The sequence below is a fragment of the Yersinia sp. SCPM-O-B-9106 (C-191) genome (assembly GCF_026183365.1).
Classification (GTDB): Bacteria; Pseudomonadota; Gammaproteobacteria; order Enterobacterales; family Enterobacteriaceae; genus Yersinia; species Yersinia rochesterensis.
On record NZ_CP110791.1, the window covers coordinates 3,652,061 to 3,672,900 of the forward strand.

The following is a 20,840-nucleotide window of genomic DNA, read 5'->3' on the forward strand; positions in this document are numbered from 1 at the left end:
AAGCCCGCGAATGCGGGCTTGAAAGGAAAATGAGACTTAACGACTAAAACCAATATTGTCATCAATGACGGCATTGGGGCCAATAGGCACTCGGCCTGGTTTGCCCAGTTGCAGTTTATTGAACACAATTTTGTCCCGCCATACTTTACGCAGAAAATCTTCAAACACCTGAATAGTCAATTGCTCACCAGGGCAGCGGCGATAACTGAACCCAAAAGGTGCAAATCCTGCATAGTCACATACGGGTTTTGCTTTGCCGTCTACCACACCAAATACTGTACCAAAACCGCTGTTCGTCACCGCAACATTGCGGCCATCTTTTACCTCCAGTGAGGTGATATCAAACGGGCAACGAGCAAGGCCAATTTGCTGACATTTTTCTTCGGTTATTTCAGCGCTAGTGGGAACTTTAAGATAGCGATTGGGGGAGAAATCGTCAGGATCTTTCCAGTGAACGGGGCTAAAACTGGTGCTGGTATGTGGTGTACTGATATAACTGTGGCGCTCAAAAGGTAGACCAAATCGTTTGTGAGGCGACTCCCCATAAGCGGAGGTTCGCGCATCTTCAACCGCAGAAATACTGCCGCCATTCGGTGAGATAGTGCGGAATAACTCCATGACAAATAATTCTAATGGTGTGTAAGGTGCGCCATTGGCATTATCGAAATCACCACTCATGGTTTTTTTAAATGCTTCTCGTACTGTCGGATCGCCTTCATTTTCACTCAACCGCGACATAATACCGAATAAGGTATTGCCCCACTGGCTGAAAGCCACAAAGTTATGGAAGCATTCAAACACGATATCTTTCTTACTGAAGTTTTCACCATTACCGGCATTTTTCAACCAATACCACGCCATGGTTTTTTCTGGATTAGCTGTCCGCCCATTGTTGATGTCATCAACACGTTCATCAATCCATTGTTTGAGGAAATCGAGTTGTTTGCGTACTGTCATGTAGTTTTCATAAACAATCGGCTGTAATGGATCACGGTAGGCTAATACCGTATTGAACGACTCACCAATCTCTCGGACTTGTTTCGGGATAGCATCACCTTTAACCCCTAAATGTAGATCCCAATAAATATCAAAATAGTAATCCAAATAGTGGCGCATAAAGGGTTTGTTGGCGAACTGTGGCTCCATTAATTGATCGAAAAATGCCACTACTTTATCCCCATACATCGGGCGGTACAGATCCGGTGTCACTGCTGTGAAATAGATACGTTTACGAAGATTATGTTCTCCACGTTCCTCTAAACCTTGCAGAAAAACCGTCACCCCTTCAGAGGGCGTGGGTTTCCAATCTTTATAAATCAAGCCCCAAAGGTCATAAGGTAAGGCGTTCTCTTTGGTAAAATTCAGATCGATCATTGGTAGCATCGGCCTTTCACCCTCATAAAAACTAGTCAGGAAGAAAGGGACGACGGCATTTTCTACATAAGCTCTATCAAAATTAGCGGGAATAGTTTCACGAAAACGTGCCAGCGCAGCTGCTATTTTATCTGGCAATGCATGCTCTCCTGTTGCTGCATTACCTGCTGCCACGGCTCCGGCGGTGGATGTCCCAGCAGCTAAGCCTAACGCTGCAGCTCCTTTCAAGAATGTACGTCTTTCCATATCTGCACTCCTCACATTGAAAATAACACATGCCAGTTATTGGTTTTTTAAAGAATATATAAACGACGTTAATATATTTATATTCCACCACTGAATATAGCGACCTAAATCACAGTTGCATTATTTCTGAGTCACAGTTTTGGCTGAGATCTTTCTTATTATTTATCATTCCAAACCAATAAAAAGGCAAGATTATTCTTGTATTAAAAATAATAAAAAACGCTAAATACATAGAAACATTAATTAAAAATAATTTCTTAGAAGACGTTGAGCCTAAGATAAGTATCAAAAAATTTAAATTTCAATTCTTTGAGTTCAAACTCGGTGTTTAATTAATTTATCGACATTTTTTGTTGCCATTATTTAAATAAAATTATATTCCACTAAAACTGCATGGCTATTCGGTGTTAAACACGTTTTTTACCAAAACTGGCGTAGAGTCATCCTGATAGTTTGGGATTCAGGCTGCTGTGAGGGTTTAGCAACAACACGTTCGTAATTCACAATAATATCACCGCCGCCCCAAGCTCTTATGCCGATTCCCGTGCCTAATCTCAAGGTATTGGCCGCATTATCCTGAGCGATATTATCAATATGGGTTTCACCACCGACATTGTAATAACTATCCAAAGATAGCCATATTTCAGGTGTAATATTACGGCTGGCATGACCTTCAATGATAACTAATGGATCTTGCCCGAGCTTAGAAGCACCCGCGACCTGATAATTATCATTAGTGGTAAATACCGTCGTGGTGATATAGGTCTCAAGCCACGTCCAGCCTTGGTCTGGCGTATAACTATAATTCACTGTCGGCGAGAAAACCCAGCGGTTTGAACTCGGGTTAAGAGCAGAGTGAGCATCATATTCACCCAATGGGGTTCCAAGATAAAAATGAAAACTGGAGAATGTCTCAGGAATAAAAGACCGAAATTGTTCGCGACTCAATGCCGGGCCGCCAAATAAATTTATCTGCCACAACATGCCAATATCAGAGATTCCTCGAGTAGAAGCGCGAAAGTCACCGGAATGGGTTTCAACATAGCGATAAGGGAGCACCAAAGAAAGACCGCCCGTCCTCCCCCAGTAATCCATCGTCCGAGTAAGCATAAAAGATTGAGATAATACATTTGCCCTAACATCAGAGGTAATATCCATACCATCTTCGGGTGTCACCGATGATGAATAACCTGCATTGTAAAATCCAAGCCACGCATCAATAGGTGCATTCAAATAATCTCGAGCAGACCCACAAAGAGCAGTGATAGGGAGAAAAGCCGCGGTAAGATAAACTAATGGGTATAATCTGAGATAAATATACATGATTGCTATTCTCACTTAATCAAGGAGACACTCATACACTCAGCTATTTATACTCTCGGTTAAAGACTAATTTCCAGATAATTCTAATCACAGCAAACACAATAAAAGTGTTTAAACGTTATTTTTATTTTATCCAAACAATAAATCTATCCATTTTAAACGATAAAAACGCGGGCTACCTCTTTGGTATTATTATATTTAACGAGAAAAAATCGATTATCTAGATATAATTACCGGACTGAAGCTCGGCAATTTCTACGTCAATATCTATCCTGGCCAGCGTGATGACATCCGGCCAAAATAAAAGCGGTAAGGGGCACCCAATTTAAGATACTTACCGCTAGTTTTGTTGCGCCCACCCGCAAAAATCGTGTAAATACCGAACAGATATATGACAATTTTGTGAACAATCACTAAAGTAAGGATAATTAATTTGACCTATCTACGCGGGTAGATACACTAAAAGGACGGGTTAATATTAATTTTATCTAATATTTCCTTATCAAGCTCAGTCTCGCTTGTTTGACCCCGACGACTGAGTAAAGGCCAATAAACACGCATTGACGCGTGAACATGATGCTTCAACACCAGGGGAACCTTTTTAATGACTTCACTAAATAGCTCGGCGGCAGACAATGCTCCATCAGAGAGCATGGCTGCAGAAGAGCGCTTGGCTACGCCCGAGGGTCGCAAAGACTTTTGGCGCGCAACCTTTTCGTGCTGGCTCGGTACGGCCATGGAGTATGCAGACTTTGCACTTTATGGTTTAGCTGCTGGCATAATATTTGGTGATGTCTTCTTCCCTGAAGCAACACCTGCAATCGCGTTATTGTCCAGCTTTGCCACCTACTCCGTCGGCTTTATTGCCCGTCCTATTGGCGCGCTGCTGTTCGGAAGATTAGGGGATCGCAAAGGCCGGAAAGTGGTCATGATTACCACCATCACCTTGATGGGCGCCTCCACCACCCTGATTGGTCTAATCCCAAGCTACGCCTCTATCGGCTTGTGGGCTCCGGCCTGTCTGGCTTTCTTGCGCTTTATGCAAGGGTTGGGAGCCGGTGCTGAGCTGTCTGGTGGTGCGGTGATGTTGGGGGAATATGCTCCTGCTAAAAGGCGCGGTTTGGTCTCGTCTATTATTGCATTAGGTTCTAACAGCGGCACGCTACTGGCGGCACTCGTGTGGTTGCTGGTCTTGCAAATGGATAAGCAAACTCTGCTCGATTGGGGCTGGCGCATTCCATTCCTGTCCAGCATTTTAATCGCCGGTGCTGCACTGTTTATTCGTCGCCACATGCGCGAAACCCCGGTATTTGAACGCCAAAAACTGATGCTGGAACAACAGCGTCAACAAGCATTGGCACTGGGGCGCGAGCATACGGTTGAAGTGGATAACCGCACTTTCTGGCAGCGCAGTAAATCATTCTGGATTATGGTGGGCTTGCGTATCGGCGAGAACGGCCCGTCTTATCTGGCTCAGGGCTTTATGATTGGTTATGTCGCCAAAGTGCTGATGGTGGATAAATCAGTGCCAACTATGGCGGTGTTCATCGCGTCCTGTCTGGGCTTCCTGATTATTCCACTGGCGGGTTATCTGTCAGACCGCTTTGGCCGCCGCATTACCTATCGCTGGTTCTGTCTGTTATTGATTATCTATGCTTTCCCGGCATTTATGCTGCTGGAAACCCGCGAGCCTATTCTCGTGATGGGGACTATCATTGTTGGTATGGGTTTAGCATCACTGGGTATCTTCGGTGTACAAGCCGCGTGGGGTGTGGAGCTGTTTGGTGTGACTAACCGCTATACCAAGATGGCAGTCGCAAAAGAATTAGGCTCCATTCTGTCCGGTGGGACTGCGCCATTGATAGCAGCGGCCATGTTGACATTCACCGGCCACTGGTGGCCAATTGCGCTGTACTTCGCCGTAATGGCCGGGATAGGGTTTGTCACCACGTTCTTTGCCCCAGAAACACGTGGGCGTGACCTCAACTTGCCAGAAGATGCGATTTAACCGCGTAAAATAGGTTTCGAAGTTACTGACAAACTTATTAATCATAAGGTGAGTGAAGGGTTACCGCACCCTGGGGCATTCTGGCGACTGGCATCGCTACGGCCCCAACGGCACGTTTCCCCTTCATTTGACTTTGCCAGCAGCCTGATTCCCGATATTGTATTAAGTAAATGAAAGGGTTGTATGGCATCTGTATTCAGATTAAGTAGGTAACTTTGGTTAACCCGCAGTCTCGTCGTATTACACGTTCTGATGTCGCACGCGAAGCAGGCACTTCTGTCGCGGTAGTCAGTTACGTCATCAATAATGGGCCACGGCCAGTCGCCTCGGCCACCAAACAGCGCGTGCTTGATGCGATTCAAAAAACCGGTTACCGCCCCAATGAAATAGCCCGATCACTAGCTCGCGGTACCACTCAAACATATGGTCTGATTGTTCCCAATATTTCTAACCCTTTTATTTCTTCCATGGCCCACGCCCTGCAACGTGAAGCCTTTGCTAACGGGCAAGTGTTGTTATTGGGAGATGCGGGCGATGACCGGCAGCGCGAACGCGAACTGATCAATAATCTGCTACATCGTCAGGTTGATGGCTTGTTGTATACCAGTGTTGACCGCCATCCTTATATTGAATTAATTCAAACCACTGGCACCCCCTTTGTCATGCTCGACCGCGTCGATGCTGCACAACAAATCTGTGCTATTCGTGTGGATGAACGCGCCGCCGCGTTTCAAGCAACACAGCATCTAATTGAACATGGCCATCGCGATATCGCCATTATTTGCGGCCCGCTGGATATGCTCAATACTCAAGATAGGTTGAATGGCTGGCGCGATGCATTGCAACAAGCGGGGTTAAGGGTGCGCAATGAGTGGATTTTCCCGACCACATACACCCGCCCAGGGGGTTATCAGGCCGCACAGCAAATGCTGAAAGGGCCATTGCCGCAGGCGCTATTCACAACTAACGAATTACAGGCTTTTGGTTGTTTGCGGGCCATGTCCGAGCATAATCTGACCGTCCCGAAAGATCTGGCGCTGGTCTGTTTTAACGGCACCATTGAGTCTGAATATAACGTGCCGTCCTTGACAACAGTGCGTCAGCCGTTGGATATCATGGCGAAAACCGCCATCGAGATGCTCAAAAACTGGAGCGGTGAACCCATAGTTCGCGAGTTCGATTTTTCGCTACAAATCGGTGAATCCTGCGGCTGCTCCCATACCCAAAGAAATTGATTTCCCATAATAAAAAGATAAAAAAATATGCGTTTAATTATTGATTGTGACCCAGGAAATGGCGTGCCCGGCGCCAATGTCGATGATGGTTTAGCATTAGCGCTGGCCATCGCCGCCCCAGAAATAGCGTTGGAATTAGTGACTATCGTGGCGGGGAATACCCCAAGCGAAGTCGGATTTTCTGTTGCCCATGATTTAGTGACCCGTCTGGGGGTGAATATCCCCATCATGCGGGGCGCGTCACAAGCGCTGGTGGAGCCGGCGGCGCTTTGGCGCGACAAGCTGGATAATGGCGCGGCCAGAAATGGATTAACTGCACTTTGGCAACAAACGCCCCTGCCGCCCATGGTGGTCTCCAATGCGCCCTTAGCGGCCCATGCTATCGGCGAATTAATTTGCAATAACCCCGGCGAAATAACCTTGGTGGCCATCGGCCCACTGACAAATATTGCCCATGCCATGCAGCTTTACCCGCAAATGGCGTCATCGGTGGCGGAAATTGCTATCATGGGCGGTGTGTTTAATGTCGAGGGCTATCTTAAAGACACCAATTTTGGTATCGATCCCGAAGCCGCGCATGTGGTACTGACCAGCGGTGCTAACATTACATTGGCACCTTTGGATGTCACTACGCAGACCCAACTGCTGCATCAGGATTTAGATAAGATTGCACAAATTGACTCTGTACTCAGCCGTTATCTGGTAGAAACTTTGCGCCCGTGGATAAGTTATTCAATGCAAACACGGCAACTGCCGGGTTGCTGGGTTCATGATGCCTTGGTCGTCGCCTGGTTGCTGGATAAAAGCATCGTGACCACCACCAGCGACTATGTCGATGTCGCGCTGGCAGGGGCGCTAACCCGCGGGATGACCTTGCGCTTTAGCCCGCAGAATCTGCGTTTGGATGTTGGCATTCCGGCACCACAGGGCAAGCCAGTAAAAATTTTGCAATCCGTTGATAATAAAAAGCTCTTGGATATCATTTACCAATCCTTGAGCAATTTCACCTAATCTGGAGCCACTCACCCCAACTGAGACTGACTATGCTGACATTGCTTCATCTGCTTTCTTCTGTCGCCCTGCTGGTGTGGGGCACACACATCGTCCGCACCGGTATCATGCGAGTTTATGGTGCCGATTTGCGCCGGGTACTGAGCGCCAGCATCCAGAAAAAACCGACTGCATTTATGGCCGGGATTGGTGTCACCGCACTGGTACAAAGCAGTAATGCGACCGCGTTGCTGGTCATTTCGTTTGTGTCGCAGGGGCTGATTTCATTGTCTCCAGCCCTGGTGATTATGCTAGGGGCTGATGTCGGGACCGCGCTGATGGCGCGGGTGCTCACCTTTGACCTCTCCTGGCTGTCGCCATTGCTGATTTTGGGTGGGGTCATTGTCTTCCTCGGCCAACGTAAAGCGCGCGTGGGCCAGATGGGCCGCGTATGTATTGGCCTCGGGCTGATTATTCTGGCGCTGCAACTGATTGTGACGGCTGCCGGGCCGATTACACAGGCGACCGCAGTTCAGGCCATTTTCTCTTCTCTGACCGGCGATACCATTCTAGCGCTGTTGATTGGCGCGCTGTTCGCCATGATCAGTTATTCCAGTTTGGCTGCCGTGCTGCTGACCGCGACACTCGCGGCTACCGGCTTAGTGCCACTGAACATCGCGCTCTGCATTGTAATTGGTTCAAATCTCGGCAGCGGGTTGCTGGCCCTGATCAGCAGCCGTGGGCAGAATGCCGTCTCTCGCCAAGTGGTGCTGGGGAGCCTGCTATTTAAAGTTATCGGCTGTATCTTAATTGTCCCTTGGGTCAATATGTTAGGGAAATGGCTGTTCGGGCGCAGTTTACCCGCCGCCGAAGTGGTCATTTATTTCCACGTTTTCTATAACCTGCTGCGCTGTTTGTTGATGCTGCCATTTGTTGGAGTGATGGCACGAATTTGCAGCCGATTGATCAGTGATGACCCCAATATCCCCCAGCCTTCAGCGCCACGCTATCTCGATATTACCGCTATCGACACCCCGTCACTGGCCTTAGCCAACGCCGTGCGAGAAACCCTGCGCATGGGTGACGTGCTGGAGCAAATGCTATTTCGCTTTAAAGAAGTGTTGGAGGGGAATAAACAGCAAAAACATGAAGTCAGCTTGTTGGAAGATGAAGTCGACATGCTGTATAGCGCGATAAAACTGTATTTAGCCCAAATTCAACAAGATGAATTAGGCGAGATTGACTCACGCCGCTGGGCGGAAATCATTGATACCGCAGTTAATCTCCAGCAGGCGGGAGATATTATTGGCCGCATGACTTCAGATGTCGCCGCTAAGTCGCTCAATGCACGTAAGCCGTTTTCAGCCGAAGGGTTTGAGGAATTAAATACCTTACATGCCCGATTGGTCACCAACCTCGATTTGGGCATGTCGGTATTTTTATCCCGAGATATCAATAATGCCAAGCGCCTGCGCCGTGCCAAGCATCGTTTCCGTTTGCTGAACCGCCGATACTCCCACGCCCACGTCGAGCGTTTGCATCAACAAAACGTTCTGAGCATTGAAACCAGCAGTCTGCATATGGGGCTATTGGGGGATATGAAGCGCTTGAACTCATTATTCTGCTCAACCGCTTATCATGTGCTGGAAGTGCCGGAAGAGGCGCTGGACTAAGCCGTAAAATGGAGGGCGCGATCATATCGCCCCTCCCCTATGGGCTGTTTAGCCGCAGCTTATTTTTTCGCCGCAGATAAGCAGATAGTCCGGGTCAACTCATACGATTTTACAAAGGAGCTGATTGGCAGAAATTCAAACGGCGAATGGAAATTATGCGCGCCTGTGAAATAGTTAGGTGTTAACAGCCCTTTGCTGGATAACGCCGCACCATCCGTTCCGCCCCGCATCGGGATCACATTAGGCTCAATTCCCAACTGCGCCATGGAAGAGAAAATAAGCTCGATAGCTTGCTTATCTTCACCAATGGAATTGCTGATATTGCTGTAAACATCGGTCACTGAATAGCTTAACTTGGCGCGTGGATAACGGGCAGAGATCTTTGCCACCGCCTCGCCAATTGCGGCTTTACGGGCCGCAAATGAAGTATTATCAAAATCACGGATCGCCATTTTCAGTTTGGCATGGTTGGGGTTAGCCACCATATCGGTAAACCAGACATAGCCCTCGCGCCCTTCGGTGTGTTCTGGCGTCTGTTGTGGATCAAATTCGCTGATAATGTCATAAGCGACACGGATAGGATTGATCAGCACATTCTTGGCTGACATGGGATGCGCCGTCACACCAATAATATCAATCTCCGCCGAGGCCGCATTGAAGTTCTCATACACCACTTCGCCCAGTTCGCAGCAATCGATGGTGTAAGCAAAATCAACATCAAACCGCGCCAGATCCAGCGCCTTGGCACCGCGTAAACCAATCTCTTCATCTGGCACAAATGCCACGATAATATCGCCGTGCTTATCATCCGCGCTCAAGTTTTCCAGCAGTGTCATCACCACCGTTACCGCCGCTTTATTATCCGCCCCCAACACACTGGTACCATCACTGAAAATAATCTCTTCATCTTGATAACGTAGAATTTCCGGGTGTTCCGCCGTGCGCAGATAGATGCCCTGTTCTGGGTTCAAGCACAAATCACTACCGGTAAAGCGCAAGCGCTGCGGATGAATATCGGCTGACAAACCAACATCAACGGTATCAATGTGAGTGATAAAACCAATGCGTGGCGCTGTAGGCTGGTTGCCCGGTTTACGGGCGGTTACCGTCGCCTGTTCATCAATAATGATATCTTCCAGCCCCAACTGCCGCAATTCATCGGCCAACATTTTCGCCATCTTATGCTGCCCCGCCGTGCTCGGCAGCGTGTCAGAGGCGGCGTCACTTTGGCTACTGACGGACAGATAGCGGAAAAATCGTTGAGTGAGTTGTTCTGAGAGTGCGATTGTCATTTCTTATTCCTTATTCATTTTATTTTTTAGACAGTTAGTGGGTCGCCGGGTAGGTATAGCCGCTCTGGAACCCCAACGGAATCCCCAATCCCCAGAACAAATACAGCATCAGGGTTAACACAATTGTCAGCCCAAGAGTATAAGGCAGCATCATGGCGCAGAGTGTTCCGACTCCGGTTTTAGAGCAATACTGGCGGCAATACATGATGATTAACGGATAGAAAGCAAACATCGGTGTCGAGATATTGACAGTGGAACTGACGCGGAAACTGGCCTGCGTCAGTTCCGGCGAAATCCCCACAGCCATTAACATCGGCACTAATACCGGTGCCAGAATTGACCATTTAGACGATGCAGAGGTAATGATAATATCCAGCGCGCAAGACAGTAGAATCACCCCCAGAATAGTGAATCCAGCGGGCATTGCCAGGGTACGCAAGAAATCAGCCCCCGAGATTGCAAGCAATGTGCCGATATTGGAATGGCTGAATGAGTATAGGAACTGGGCGCAGAAGAAACTGAAGACTAAAAATGAGACCAACGAGCGAGTGATGTTTTCCATGCTGTTGGTGACATCTTTAGTGCTTTTAAAGGTACCCGCGCTGAAGCCGTAAATCAGGCCAGGAATGGCGAACATGAAGAACAGTAATGGGACAATGGCTTGCATGATAGGCGCATCAGGGCGGGTTAAACTTCCCTCTGGTGAGCGCAATAAAGAGTTCTCCGGGTACAATGCCGCCGCTAGCCCCACCAGCATCAATAACATAGTTAACCCCGCTTTCTTAAATGCTTTGCTCTCGCGCGGAGTCACTTTTTGCAGTTCATCATTGTTATGTAGCACACTGAGATCGTCATTCAGGGGCATCGATTTAATTAAACGCGGCTCAACAATTTTCTCAGTAATAAACCAGCACACCAGAATCACCGCAAAGGTGCTGCCAAAGCTGAGGAAATAGTTACATAACACATTGACGTTATAACTCGGGTCAATAATATTTGCCGCGCCCTGAGTAAAACCCTGCATGATAGGGTCAATAATCGATGGGGTGTAACTGGCCGAGAATCCACCCGCCAACCCGGCAAAAGCTGCGGCAATTCCAGCCAGCGGATGTCGACCACTGGCATAAAACATCATGGCCGATACCGGCATTAAAATCACATAAGCCGAATCAGATGCAACATGGCTGACTACACCAATAAAAATGACCGCCGGTGTCAAAATGCGCTGTGGCGTCACATTAAGCATCTTTTTCAACATGACCTGAATAAAGCCACTGCCCTCGGCAATTCCAATACCCAGTGTTGCGACAATAGTAATGGCCAATGGTGGGAAGTTAATAAAGTTTTTGACCATGGTGGTAATAAAGGTCACCAGCTCAACTGGTGCCAGCATATTGGTCACTTTGATCTGAGAGCCGGTCAGAGGATGATAATAATCGAAATTAATAAATGACAATCCAAAAGAAAGCGCCCAGCACACACCTAATGCATAAATAAATAGCATGGTGATATCCGGCATAGCATTACCGATGCGCTCAATGGTATTAAGTATTCCGGTTTGCCGGTTTTCCTGCGGTTCTACTGATGACATATCCTGTCCTTTCCCTTTAAAGAGGCCATAGCCAAAACGGACAGAAAATACACGTGACTTCCTGTCGCGATAGAGTGATTGCGTGGTGTGGGAGAAGATAAAACCAAGTATTAACGGGGTGAAAGACGAATAAACCCTGAAAATGAAAAACAAAAACTAACATCATGAAAAGTATAATATTTTTATATTTAGTTTTTTATAACAAAAATCATAACGCGTCAATTTAATTTCATTTTTTATTTAATTAAATATTATATTAAATGCTATAGAAATGATAACCAGCTAAATTTAGTATCGATAAATAACGAAAAGAAAGACCAATAATCCAATGAAATAACAAATTAAAAAATATAAAACAAAAAATAATTCGCCACCGATTCCTTCATTATTAATTTTTACCGACACACTTTTAACCACAAAAAACGGCACATACCCATTGATATGTGCCGTTAGTTATTGATAACTATTAATTACCGTTAGAAATTATATTTAACCCCTAACGTGATGCTGCTATCACTGTAACCATTATTACCCAGTTGCTGGCCAACATTCCCCCACAGGTTCAGCTTTTTATTTATCTGACCTTCAACACCCAATTTCAATTCGGCAATATTAGCGGCTCCCGCTTGTTTCACAGTGATGCCATCCAATGTAGTACCGAAATCTTTAGTATTGTGGATCCAATTGGCTTCAACGTAAGGTTTAAACGCGGGTTCTTTCGCCTTGTTGGCGGACTGAATCGGGCTAATGAAAGCTTTCGCGCCTAAACGGGTTTGAATATTATTATTCCCCTCGCCAGTGACCAAGGTGCCATTGGTTTCGGTATGAGAATCTGCTTTGACGCCCATCCACACCACCTGAGCTTTCGGCTGGATAAAGAAGTTGCTATAAGCACTTTCCCCCACTTTGAAGATATAACCGCTCTCAACCGCAGCGGTAAAACCTTTAGAATCATATTTCTCAGTGGTGAGATCCTGCCCATTAACCTGATTAGTAAACCAGCTGTATTGCAGCCATGAATCAGCGTATGCACCGGTATTTTCCTGGCTATTAGCAAACCAAGTGCCATACATCCCGACACTGTAACCATCAACCGAGCCATTGGAGCGATAGCCCGTCATCTGCGCCACGCTAGAACTGCTGCTATTGGCATAACCCGCCATCACACCGACACGCCACAAATCTTGCGCGTTACGGCTCCATTGCGCCACATCTCCACCGAGCTGCATGACATAGCGGTTATCTTGAGTTTTCAACTCACCACTGTCATCACGGGAGCGATTATGAGTGCCTTCATTGCGTAACCACAGGCTGGTGGTTTTCTCTTCACCAGTGAAGACATCGGTGTACAGTGTTTCGCCCGCACGGTCGGCCAAAGTGGTGACAAACATCGTGTTCGCCGCCGCCAGGTTTGCGGTGTAGCTGGCTGGCTCTGGACGGCGATCATCGACTTCAGTACGCAAATACCAGTCGCCATCTGTTGGCGAGCTAATGCCACCCTGATACAAGAAATACTCATATGCGCCAGCAACCGCACGGCCATTAAGGGTAAATTGCCCCGCCGAATCACCGCCGACATTGATAATTTTGATGCCGTCAGACGTCCGCCCACCATTACCGCCAATGTTATTCACCGTGACATAACTCTGCCCTGCGGTATTACCGGTAATCAATAACCGGTCACTGCTTGACGAATCCCCCGCCAGAACGGTATTGAAGACCACTGTGCCATTATTACCGGTATAATTACCGTCAATGGTAAATGTTCCAAAATCACCGCCGGTTAAAGCATTCGGCATAATCAGACTGCCGTTGTTTTCAACATTCCCGGTCACCTTGCCGTAGCCACCTAATGAACCGGTGGTGGTAATCAGCACATTGCTGGTCAGATTGGCGATAGTCGAGGCCAACGAGACTGATAATGAACGCGCTAACGGTGATTCTTCCACATAAAGCGCCGATATCACCGGTAAACTGCCCAATTGCAGCAATCCATTCTCAATGGTGGTTTGGCTAGCACTGACCGCGCTTCCTTCAATTTTAACTGTTCCGCTACCACGTTTAATCAGCGCACCATTCCCGCTGATGGCGTTAGTCAGCTCCCATACTGACGCCGTATCCAGAATCAATTCACCACTGTTGGCAATTCGGCTATTCCCGAGATTTTGGGCGCTATTCGCCGTCAAAACAGCCCCGGAATCCGTGGTAAAGAGGCCCGAATAGCCACTGTTATCTCCCGCTAGTCGGATATTGGCATTATTCGTCAGTTGGGTGTTACCGCTGGCACCTGACAGATTGTTCGACAATACGCCGGTGTTATTATCCAGGTTAAGAATACCGTTATTATTAATCGCCCCGCTTCCCAGACCTTGGGCCTGATACAGATGCGCCGTGGCACCGCTAGCAATATCCGTGCTAGCGGTAAAGCCGCTATTCCCTTGAGTGACACTGAGTGTACCGCCGCTCAGAGCCAGCTCTCCTGCACCGCTAAGCGCACCATCCACTTGGCCGCCGTTTGTTACTGCTAATTTGCCACTATTGAAATTCAGGGTGCTGCCGGTTTCCGTGGTTAATTGGCCCACCGTTTGCTGAGTCCCATTGAGATCCACGGCGGTGGTATTGCTCATCGCCAGCTGCGAGGTTTGCCCCAGCGCAGAATTGGCATCCAGACGTAAAATCCCTGAACGCACCCACGTAGCCCCAGTGTAATTATTGGTCGCATTCGATAACGAGGCGATGCTGCCGTCATTTGCGGAAACAAACGCCAAATCACCACTGCCGCTAATCTGGGTAGACAAATCGTTAGATTGTTTACCATTGTTAGCCAGCGTTGCCGTCAAGATTAAAGCATCACTGCCGGTGCTCTGTAGCTCTAATCCTGTCAGCCCATAATTAACATACAGACCGTCATAAACATTCCCGGTCGTCAGGCCGTAATTAAATGAACCGATCGCCGCAGCATTGCCCCCACCTGGGTTATAGATGCCCTGATAGAAAACAGCACTTATTGGGCCACCGTTCTGATCAGTCAGTGTCAATTCGCGCCCAGAACCGGTAGCAGCCCCGGTGCCCAATTTAACAATTATTTCGCCTTCATCCAGCTCCATCACCGGCAAACCATCCAGACTTGGTGCAAGACTGACAGGTAAATTGACCCGAACATTTCCCCCACCGGTGGTATTGATACTATTCGCCGCGAAAGTTCCTTCCGAGGAGATGACACCGGCGTTATCCACCACGTTATTGAACAGTATCGTACCGCCGTTCAGCGCCAGTCCGCCGATATTTTGGACACCATCGGCCACAGAAGTCATATTGCCGCTGGACAGTTTTAGCGTGGCATTCGTCAGGGCCGATGTGTTCATGCCATTAAGATCAAAAGTGGAGTTCGTCAGATTTACCGTGCCGCTGAATGCCCCGCCCACCGAACCACCGAAGTCAAACGCCGTGCTAGCCGAGTTCTTCGCCACATTCAAAGTGCCGTTGCCAGTCAGCGCGTGATCAAACAGCGCAATATCATTCAGATTCAAAGTGGCATCCGCGATATCCACCGCCACCGCATTGGCAACCGCATTACTGTTGGTCAGCGTGGCATTCGAACTGCCCGTGACCTGCAATATTCCGCTGCCCGTCACCGCATTGGCAAAGGTGCCGTTAAAGCCACTCAGCGCCAGAGTGTCCTGCGCGCCCGCCAAGGTGACGTTGGAAATCGCCCCCAGATTATTCGTTGAGCCGACGGTCAGTTTGCTGTTCCCCGCCACCGCATACTGGCCGAGGAACCCGCTATTATTGCCAGTCAAAGTGGTATTCGCGCCGGTGGTGACGTCCACCGTTGAACCGGCAACCCCGCTGAGAACATTGGCTATGGTACCATTGACCCCTTTCAGCGCCAGATGTGAAGTGGCGGTATCCAGCCCGATGGTGGCGGTCGAGGCCCCCAGATTACTGGCCTGACCGACGGTCAAAGCGCCGGTGGCACCGATATGATGCGCGCCACTGAAAGTATTGGTGCCAGTCAGGGTTACTGCGGCATTGGTGTTAATATTGCCATTGCCGCTCAGCACATTCGCCAGCACCGCATTGGCCCCGTTCAGGTTCAAATTACCCAGCACATTAACCACGCTGGTGCCCAGTGTGCCCGCGCCGGTCAGAGTGGCGGAAGCAACGCTGGCAATATTGGTTTGCCCGGCTAGACCGCTATTAGCAGCACTGATGGCTAAATCGCCGCCATTAACATTGAGAATGCCGGATCCAGTCAAACCGCCGGTCGCTGTGGAAGCACCGCCCGCACTCAGGTTCAATGTGCCGCCGGCGATATTCAGGATATTGTTGTTGGTCAACAGGCCGCTGGTTAACGCCCCGCCAGTGCCCAATGTCACTGTCCCGGCATTGGTCAGCGCGCCCACCGTCTGGCTGTGGCCGTTAATATTGGTGCTAGCCCCGTTGAGCACATTCAGCAATGAGGTGCGCCCAAAAGCATTATTGGCCCCCAGAATCAGCGTACCCGCATTGACTGTGGTCGCCCCGTTGTAAGTATTGGTGCTATTCGCCAGTGTCAGCGCGCCATTGCTGGCATCTACCTGCAAACCGCCGCTACCCGACAAAGCCGCATTCAATACCCGGTTGGCCGTCGCCCCGCTTTCCGTCGCCAGCAATAAAGCCCCATTGCCGTCGGTTAACAAGTCTAGCGCTTTGAGGGTGTAATTGACGAACAACCCCGTGCCGGTACTACCGTCACTGCTGGTCAGGCCATAGTTATGAGTGGCATTGGCGACCGCCACCCCGCCCTGCTGGATGGTGGACAGCACCCCCTGACCACCGGATGTCACTGGCGTGCCGTTGATCATCAGATTAAGCACGTTGACATCGCCAGTCACTCTGGCGGCATCAATCAGCTTCAGCATGATATCGCCCCGATCTTGCGCGAGGATCGACAAGTTTGGTGCGACGACCGGGTTAGTATTATTCCAGTTGCTCGTACCGGTGACACTGACCGTGCCGCTGCTCAGCGCCAGATCAGCGACCGAGACCACCCCCTTGGCCTGTGACTGCGGGGCTGCGCCGTCAAAAATCAGGGTGCCGCCGTTCAGATTCAGCCCATGCAATGTACGGTCAGTGGAACCCACGGTGGTGACGTTATTAGCTGACAGTTTCAGTGTGGCATTCGCCAGCGCTGCGGTATTGCCCGCTGTTAAGGCAAAAGTGGAGTTCGTCAGATTCACTGTGCCGCTGAATGCCCCGCCCACCGCGCCACCGAAGTCAAACGCCGTGCTAGCCGAGTTCTTCGCCACATTCAAAGTGCCGTTGCCGGTCAGTGCATGTTCAAACAACGCGATATCAGTCAGGTTCAAAGTGGCATCTGCGATATCCACCGCCACCGCATTGGCAACCGCATTACTGCTGGTCAGTGTGGCATTCGAACTGCCCGTGACCTGCAATATCCCGCTGCCCGTCACTGCATTGGCAAAGGTGCCGCTAAAACCACTCAGTGCCAGAGTGTCCAGTGCACCCGCCAAGGTGACGCGGGAACTGGCCCCCAGATTGGCGGTGCTGCCCACCGTCAGTTTGCTGTTCCCCGCCAGAGCATACTGGCCGAGGAAGTTGCTGTTATTACCGGTCAGAGTGGTATTCGCGCCGGTAGTGACATCCACCGTCGAACCAGCAACCCCGCTGAGGACATTGGCGATGCTGCCATTGACCCCTTTCAGCGCCAGATGCGAAGTGGCGGTGTCCAGCCCGATGGTAGCGCTCGAGGCCCCCAAATTACTGGCCTGCGTCACCGTCAGCGCGCCGGTGGCACCGATATGATGCCCGCCACTAAATGTATTCGCGCCGGTCAGGGTCACGGCGGCATTGGTGTTAATATTGCCATTGCCGCTCAGCACATTCGCCAGCGCCGCATTGGCCCCGTTCAGGTTCAGATTACCCAGCACATTAACCGCGCTGGTGCCCAGTGTGCCCGCGCCGCTCAGGGTGGCGGTGGCACCGCTGGCAATATCCGTGCTAGCCGTAAAGCCGGTATTCCCCTGCGTAACCGTGAGTGTGCCGCCGGTCAGAGCCAGCTCCCCTGCGCCACTGAGCGCACCATTCACCTGACCGCCGCCCGTTATAGTTAATTTGCCACTATTGAAATTCAGGGTGCTGCCCGTTTCCGTGGTTAATTGGCCCACCGTTTGCTGAGTCCCATTGAGATCTACAGCGGTGGTATTACTCATCGCCAGCTGCGAGGTTTGCCCCAGAGCAGAATCAGCATCCAGACGTAATCCTCCTGAACGTACCCACGTGGCCCCAGTGTAATTATTGGTCTCGTTCGATAACGAGGCGATGCTGCCGTCATTAACAGACTCAAACGCCAGATCGCCACTGCCGCTAATCTGGACAGACAGATCGTTAGATTGCTTACCATTGTTAGCCAGTGTTGCCGTCAAGATCAAAGCATCACTGCCGGTGCTCAGTAGCTCTAATGCTGTCAGCCCATAATTGACATACAGGCCGTCATAACTATTTCCGGTCGTCAGACCGTAACTAAATAAACCGGTCGCCGCGGGGCTAGCCACGCCTGGGTTCTTGATGCCCTGAGGGACAATCGAGCCTATTGGGTTACCGCTCTCATCAGATAGCGTCAGTTCGTGCCCGGAACCGGTAGCGGCCCCCGTGCCCAACGTAACAATTATTTCGCCTTCGTCCAGCTCCATCACCGGTATTCCATCCAGACTTGGCACGAGGTTGACAGGTAAGTTAACCCGAACATTTCCCCCATCGGTGGTATTGATGCGATTCGCCGCGAAGATCCCCCCAGAGGTGATTAACCCTGCGTTATCGATGATGTTATTGAATAATATCGTCCCGCGGTTCATCACCAATGCGCCGATATTCTGCACACCATCAGCCACAGATGTCAGATTGCCACTGGACAGTTTCAGTGTGGCATTCGTCAGGGCCGATGTGTTCACCCCATCCAAATCAAAAGTGCTATTTTTCAGGTTTACAATACCGCTGAATGCCCCGCCCACTGAGCTACCGAAGTCAAACGCCGTGCTGGCCGAGTTCTTCGACACATCCAGTGTGCCGTTGCCGGTCAGGGCGTGATCAAACAACGCGATATCAATCAGATTCAACGTGGAATTTGCGATATCCACCGCTACCGTATTAGCAACCGCATTACTGTTGGTCAGCGTGGCATTCGAACTGCCCGTCACCTGCAATATCCCGCTGCCCGTCACCGCATTGGCAAAGGTGCCGCTAAAACCACTCAGTGCCAGAGTGTCCAGTGCACCCGCCAAGGTGACATTAGAACTCGCCCCCAGATTATTCGTTGAGCTGACAGTCAGTTTGCTGTTCCCCGCCAGAGCATAATGGCCAAGGAACCCGCTGTTATTGCCGGTCAGAGTGGTATTCGCGCCGGTGGTGATATCCACCGTCGAACCGGCAACCCCGCTGAGAACATTGGCTATGCTGCCATTGACCCCTTTCAGCGCCAGATGCGAGGTGGCGGTGTCCAGCCCGATGGTGGCAGTCGAGGCCCCCAGATTACTGGCCTGCGTCACTGTCAGCGCGCCGGTGGCACCGATATGATGCCCGCCACTGAAAGTATTGGTGCCGGTCAGGGTCACTGCGGCGTTGGTGTTGATATTGCCATTGCCGCTCAGCACATTCGCCAGCGCCGCATTGGCCCCGTTCAGGGTCAGATTGCCCAGCACATTAACCGCGCTGGTGCCCAGTGTGCCCGCGCCGCTCAGGGTGGCGGTGGCGCTGCTGGCAATATTGGTTTGCCCCGCCAAACCACTGTTGGCGGCACTGATAGCTAAATTACCGCCATTAATATTGAGAATGCCTGAGCCGGTCAAACCGCCGGTCGCGGTGGAAGCACCGCCCGCACTCAGGTTTAATGTGCCGCCGGCGATATTCAGGATATTGTTGTTGGTCAACAGGCCGCTGCTTAGCGCCCCGCCGGTGCCCAATGTGACAGTCCCGGCGTTGGTCAGCGCACCCACCGTCTGACTATGGCCATTGATATTGGTGGAAGTGCCCACCGCAGTGTTCAGCGCCGAGGTCTGGCCCAGCGCATTATTACTGCCCAGATTCAAAATACCGCCATTGACTGAGGTGCTGCCGGTGTAATTATTGGTCGTATTCGTCAGCGTCATTTCGCTGTTATCCGTGCCAATAGCCAGATTACCCGCGCCAGTCAGTTGTGCCAGTAAGATGTGATCGGCATTGACCGCGCCTTGCGATGTCAGGGTTAATGTCTGGCCGGAGAGTAAAGCTAACCGGGTCAACGCCGAGGTCACACTCAAGCCGCCGCCTACACCCGATAAGCCGTAGTTATAAATCGCCTGCGCCACAGTATTAGCGCCCTGAATGACATCCACCGGGGCATTCGCCCCCAGACTGCCGCCCTGGATATTCTGTAAGGTCAGCCGTGCCAATTCGGTGGCCGAGAGCACATTGCTGCTGTTAATTAACCGCGTTGAAGTGCCCGTATCCTGATCCAGTAAATTCCCGCCAGTGGTGAGAACCGGATCAACCCTGATGTTACTGTTAGCCGTCACCGCCAGTGTGCCAGCACTGATTAAGCTGCCGCTGGAAAATGCGGCGGTGCCACCATTAAGGGCAAAATTACCGATCGTCTGATTGCTATTATCGACTGCCACCGCCGTACCCGCAGAGGCAATAAAGGAAGCATTTCTCAATGCAGCAGTATTATTCCCACTCAGAGTAAAAATACTGTTTTTCATATTAACCGTGCCGGCAAATGCGGTGCCGGTATTCACACCAAAATTGAACGTGTTATTGGCAGGGTCGATATTCAGTAAGCCGTTGCCGGTCAGGGCATGATCAAACAGCGCGATATTAGCCAGGTTCAACGTCGCACTTGTAACATTTACCGCTACCGTATTAGCAACCGCATTACTGTTGGTCAGCGTGGCATTCGAACTGCCCGTCACCTGCAATATCCCGCTGCCCGTCACCGCATTGGCAAAGGTGCCGCTAAAACCACTCAGTGCCAGAGTGTCCAGAGCACCCGCCAAGGTGACATTAGAACTCGCCCCCAGATTATTCGTTGAGCTGACAGTCAGTTTGCTGTTCCCCGCCAGAGCATACTGG

9 protein-coding genes are annotated in these 20,840 nt (G+C 50.2%); 4 read left to right on the forward strand and 5 right to left on the reverse strand.

Annotated elements, in window-relative coordinates:
• Positions 1-36 precede the first annotated feature (36 nt).
• Together OP863_RS16650 and OP863_RS16655 are read right to left on the reverse strand one after the other, a co-directional pair.
• Positions 37-1,620: a hypothetical protein gene (locus OP863_RS16650; RefSeq protein ID WP_265525617.1), complete on the reverse strand. Its 1,584-nt coding sequence runs from the start codon at positions 1,618-1,620 to the stop codon at positions 37-39.
• Between the two features lie 420 nt (positions 1,621-2,040).
• Positions 2,041-2,778 carry a transporter gene (locus OP863_RS16655; RefSeq protein WP_265525618.1) on the reverse strand — a complete coding sequence of 246 codons (738 nt, stop codon included), beginning with the start codon at positions 2,776-2,778 and terminating at the stop codon, positions 2,041-2,043.
• A gap of 769 nt (positions 2,779-3,547) precedes the next feature.
• Here OP863_RS16655 and OP863_RS16660 point away from each other — a divergent pair.
• From OP863_RS16660 to OP863_RS16675, 4 genes are all read left to right on the forward strand, one after another.
• Positions 3,548-4,951: an MFS transporter gene (locus OP863_RS16660; RefSeq protein ID WP_145591157.1), complete on the forward strand. Its 1,404-nt coding sequence runs from the start codon at positions 3,548-3,550 to the stop codon at positions 4,949-4,951.
• Between the two features lie 239 nt (positions 4,952-5,190).
• Positions 5,191-6,186: a LacI family DNA-binding transcriptional regulator gene (locus OP863_RS16665; protein WP_050292411.1), complete on the forward strand. Its 996-nt coding sequence runs from the start codon at positions 5,191-5,193 to the stop codon at positions 6,184-6,186.
• Positions 6,187-6,213: 27 nt separating this feature from the next.
• A complete protein-coding gene (locus tag OP863_RS16670) occupies positions 6,214-7,197 on the forward strand; it encodes a nucleoside hydrolase (protein ID WP_265525619.1) in 984 nt (327 codons plus the stop codon).
• 32 nt (positions 7,198-7,229) lie between these two features.
• A complete protein-coding gene (locus OP863_RS16675; protein WP_038630667.1) occupies positions 7,230-8,849 on the forward strand; it encodes a Na/Pi cotransporter family protein in 1,620 nt (539 codons plus the stop codon).
• Between the two features lie 59 nt (positions 8,850-8,908).
• Here the strand turns inward: OP863_RS16675 and pepT are convergent, their stop codons facing one another.
• From pepT to OP863_RS16690, 3 genes are all read right to left on the reverse strand, one after another.
• Positions 8,909-10,141, reverse strand: coding sequence for a peptidase T (gene pepT / locus OP863_RS16680; RefSeq protein ID WP_265525620.1), 1,233 nt, complete (start codon positions 10,139-10,141; stop codon positions 8,909-8,911).
• Positions 10,142-10,175: 34 nt separating this feature from the next.
• A complete protein-coding gene (locus OP863_RS16685; protein ID WP_145589686.1) occupies positions 10,176-11,732 on the reverse strand; it encodes an AbgT family transporter in 1,557 nt (518 codons plus the stop codon).
• A gap of 476 nt (positions 11,733-12,208) precedes the next feature.
• Complete coding sequence (locus tag OP863_RS16690; RefSeq protein WP_322740174.1) at positions 12,209-20,764, reverse strand: autotransporter outer membrane beta-barrel domain-containing protein; 8,556 nt, start codon at positions 20,762-20,764, stop codon at positions 12,209-12,211.
• Positions 20,765-20,840 lie beyond the last annotated feature (76 nt).

Excerpts from the sequence above, each read along its gene's own strand:
- OP863_RS16650 (WP_265525617.1), bottom strand. The coding sequence starts at position 1,620 with ATGGAAAGACGTACATTCTTGAAAGGAGCTGCAGCGTTAGGCTTAGCT.
- pepT (WP_265525620.1), bottom strand. The coding sequence starts at position 10,141 with ATGACAATCGCACTCTCAGAACAACTCACTCAACGATTTTTCCGCTAT.
- OP863_RS16670 (WP_265525619.1), top strand. The coding sequence starts at position 6,214 with ATGCGTTTAATTATTGATTGTGACCCAGGAAATGGCGTGCCCGGCGCC.
- OP863_RS16685 (WP_145589686.1), bottom strand. The coding sequence starts at position 11,732 with ATGTCATCAGTAGAACCGCAGGAAAACCGGCAAACCGGAATACTTAAT.
- OP863_RS16675 (WP_038630667.1), top strand. The coding sequence starts at position 7,230 with ATGCTGACATTGCTTCATCTGCTTTCTTCTGTCGCCCTGCTGGTGTGG.
- OP863_RS16655 (WP_265525618.1), bottom strand. The coding sequence starts at position 2,778 with ATGGATATTACCTCTGATGTTAGGGCAAATGTATTATCTCAATCTTTT.
- OP863_RS16660 (WP_145591157.1), top strand. The coding sequence starts at position 3,548 with ATGACTTCACTAAATAGCTCGGCGGCAGACAATGCTCCATCAGAGAGC.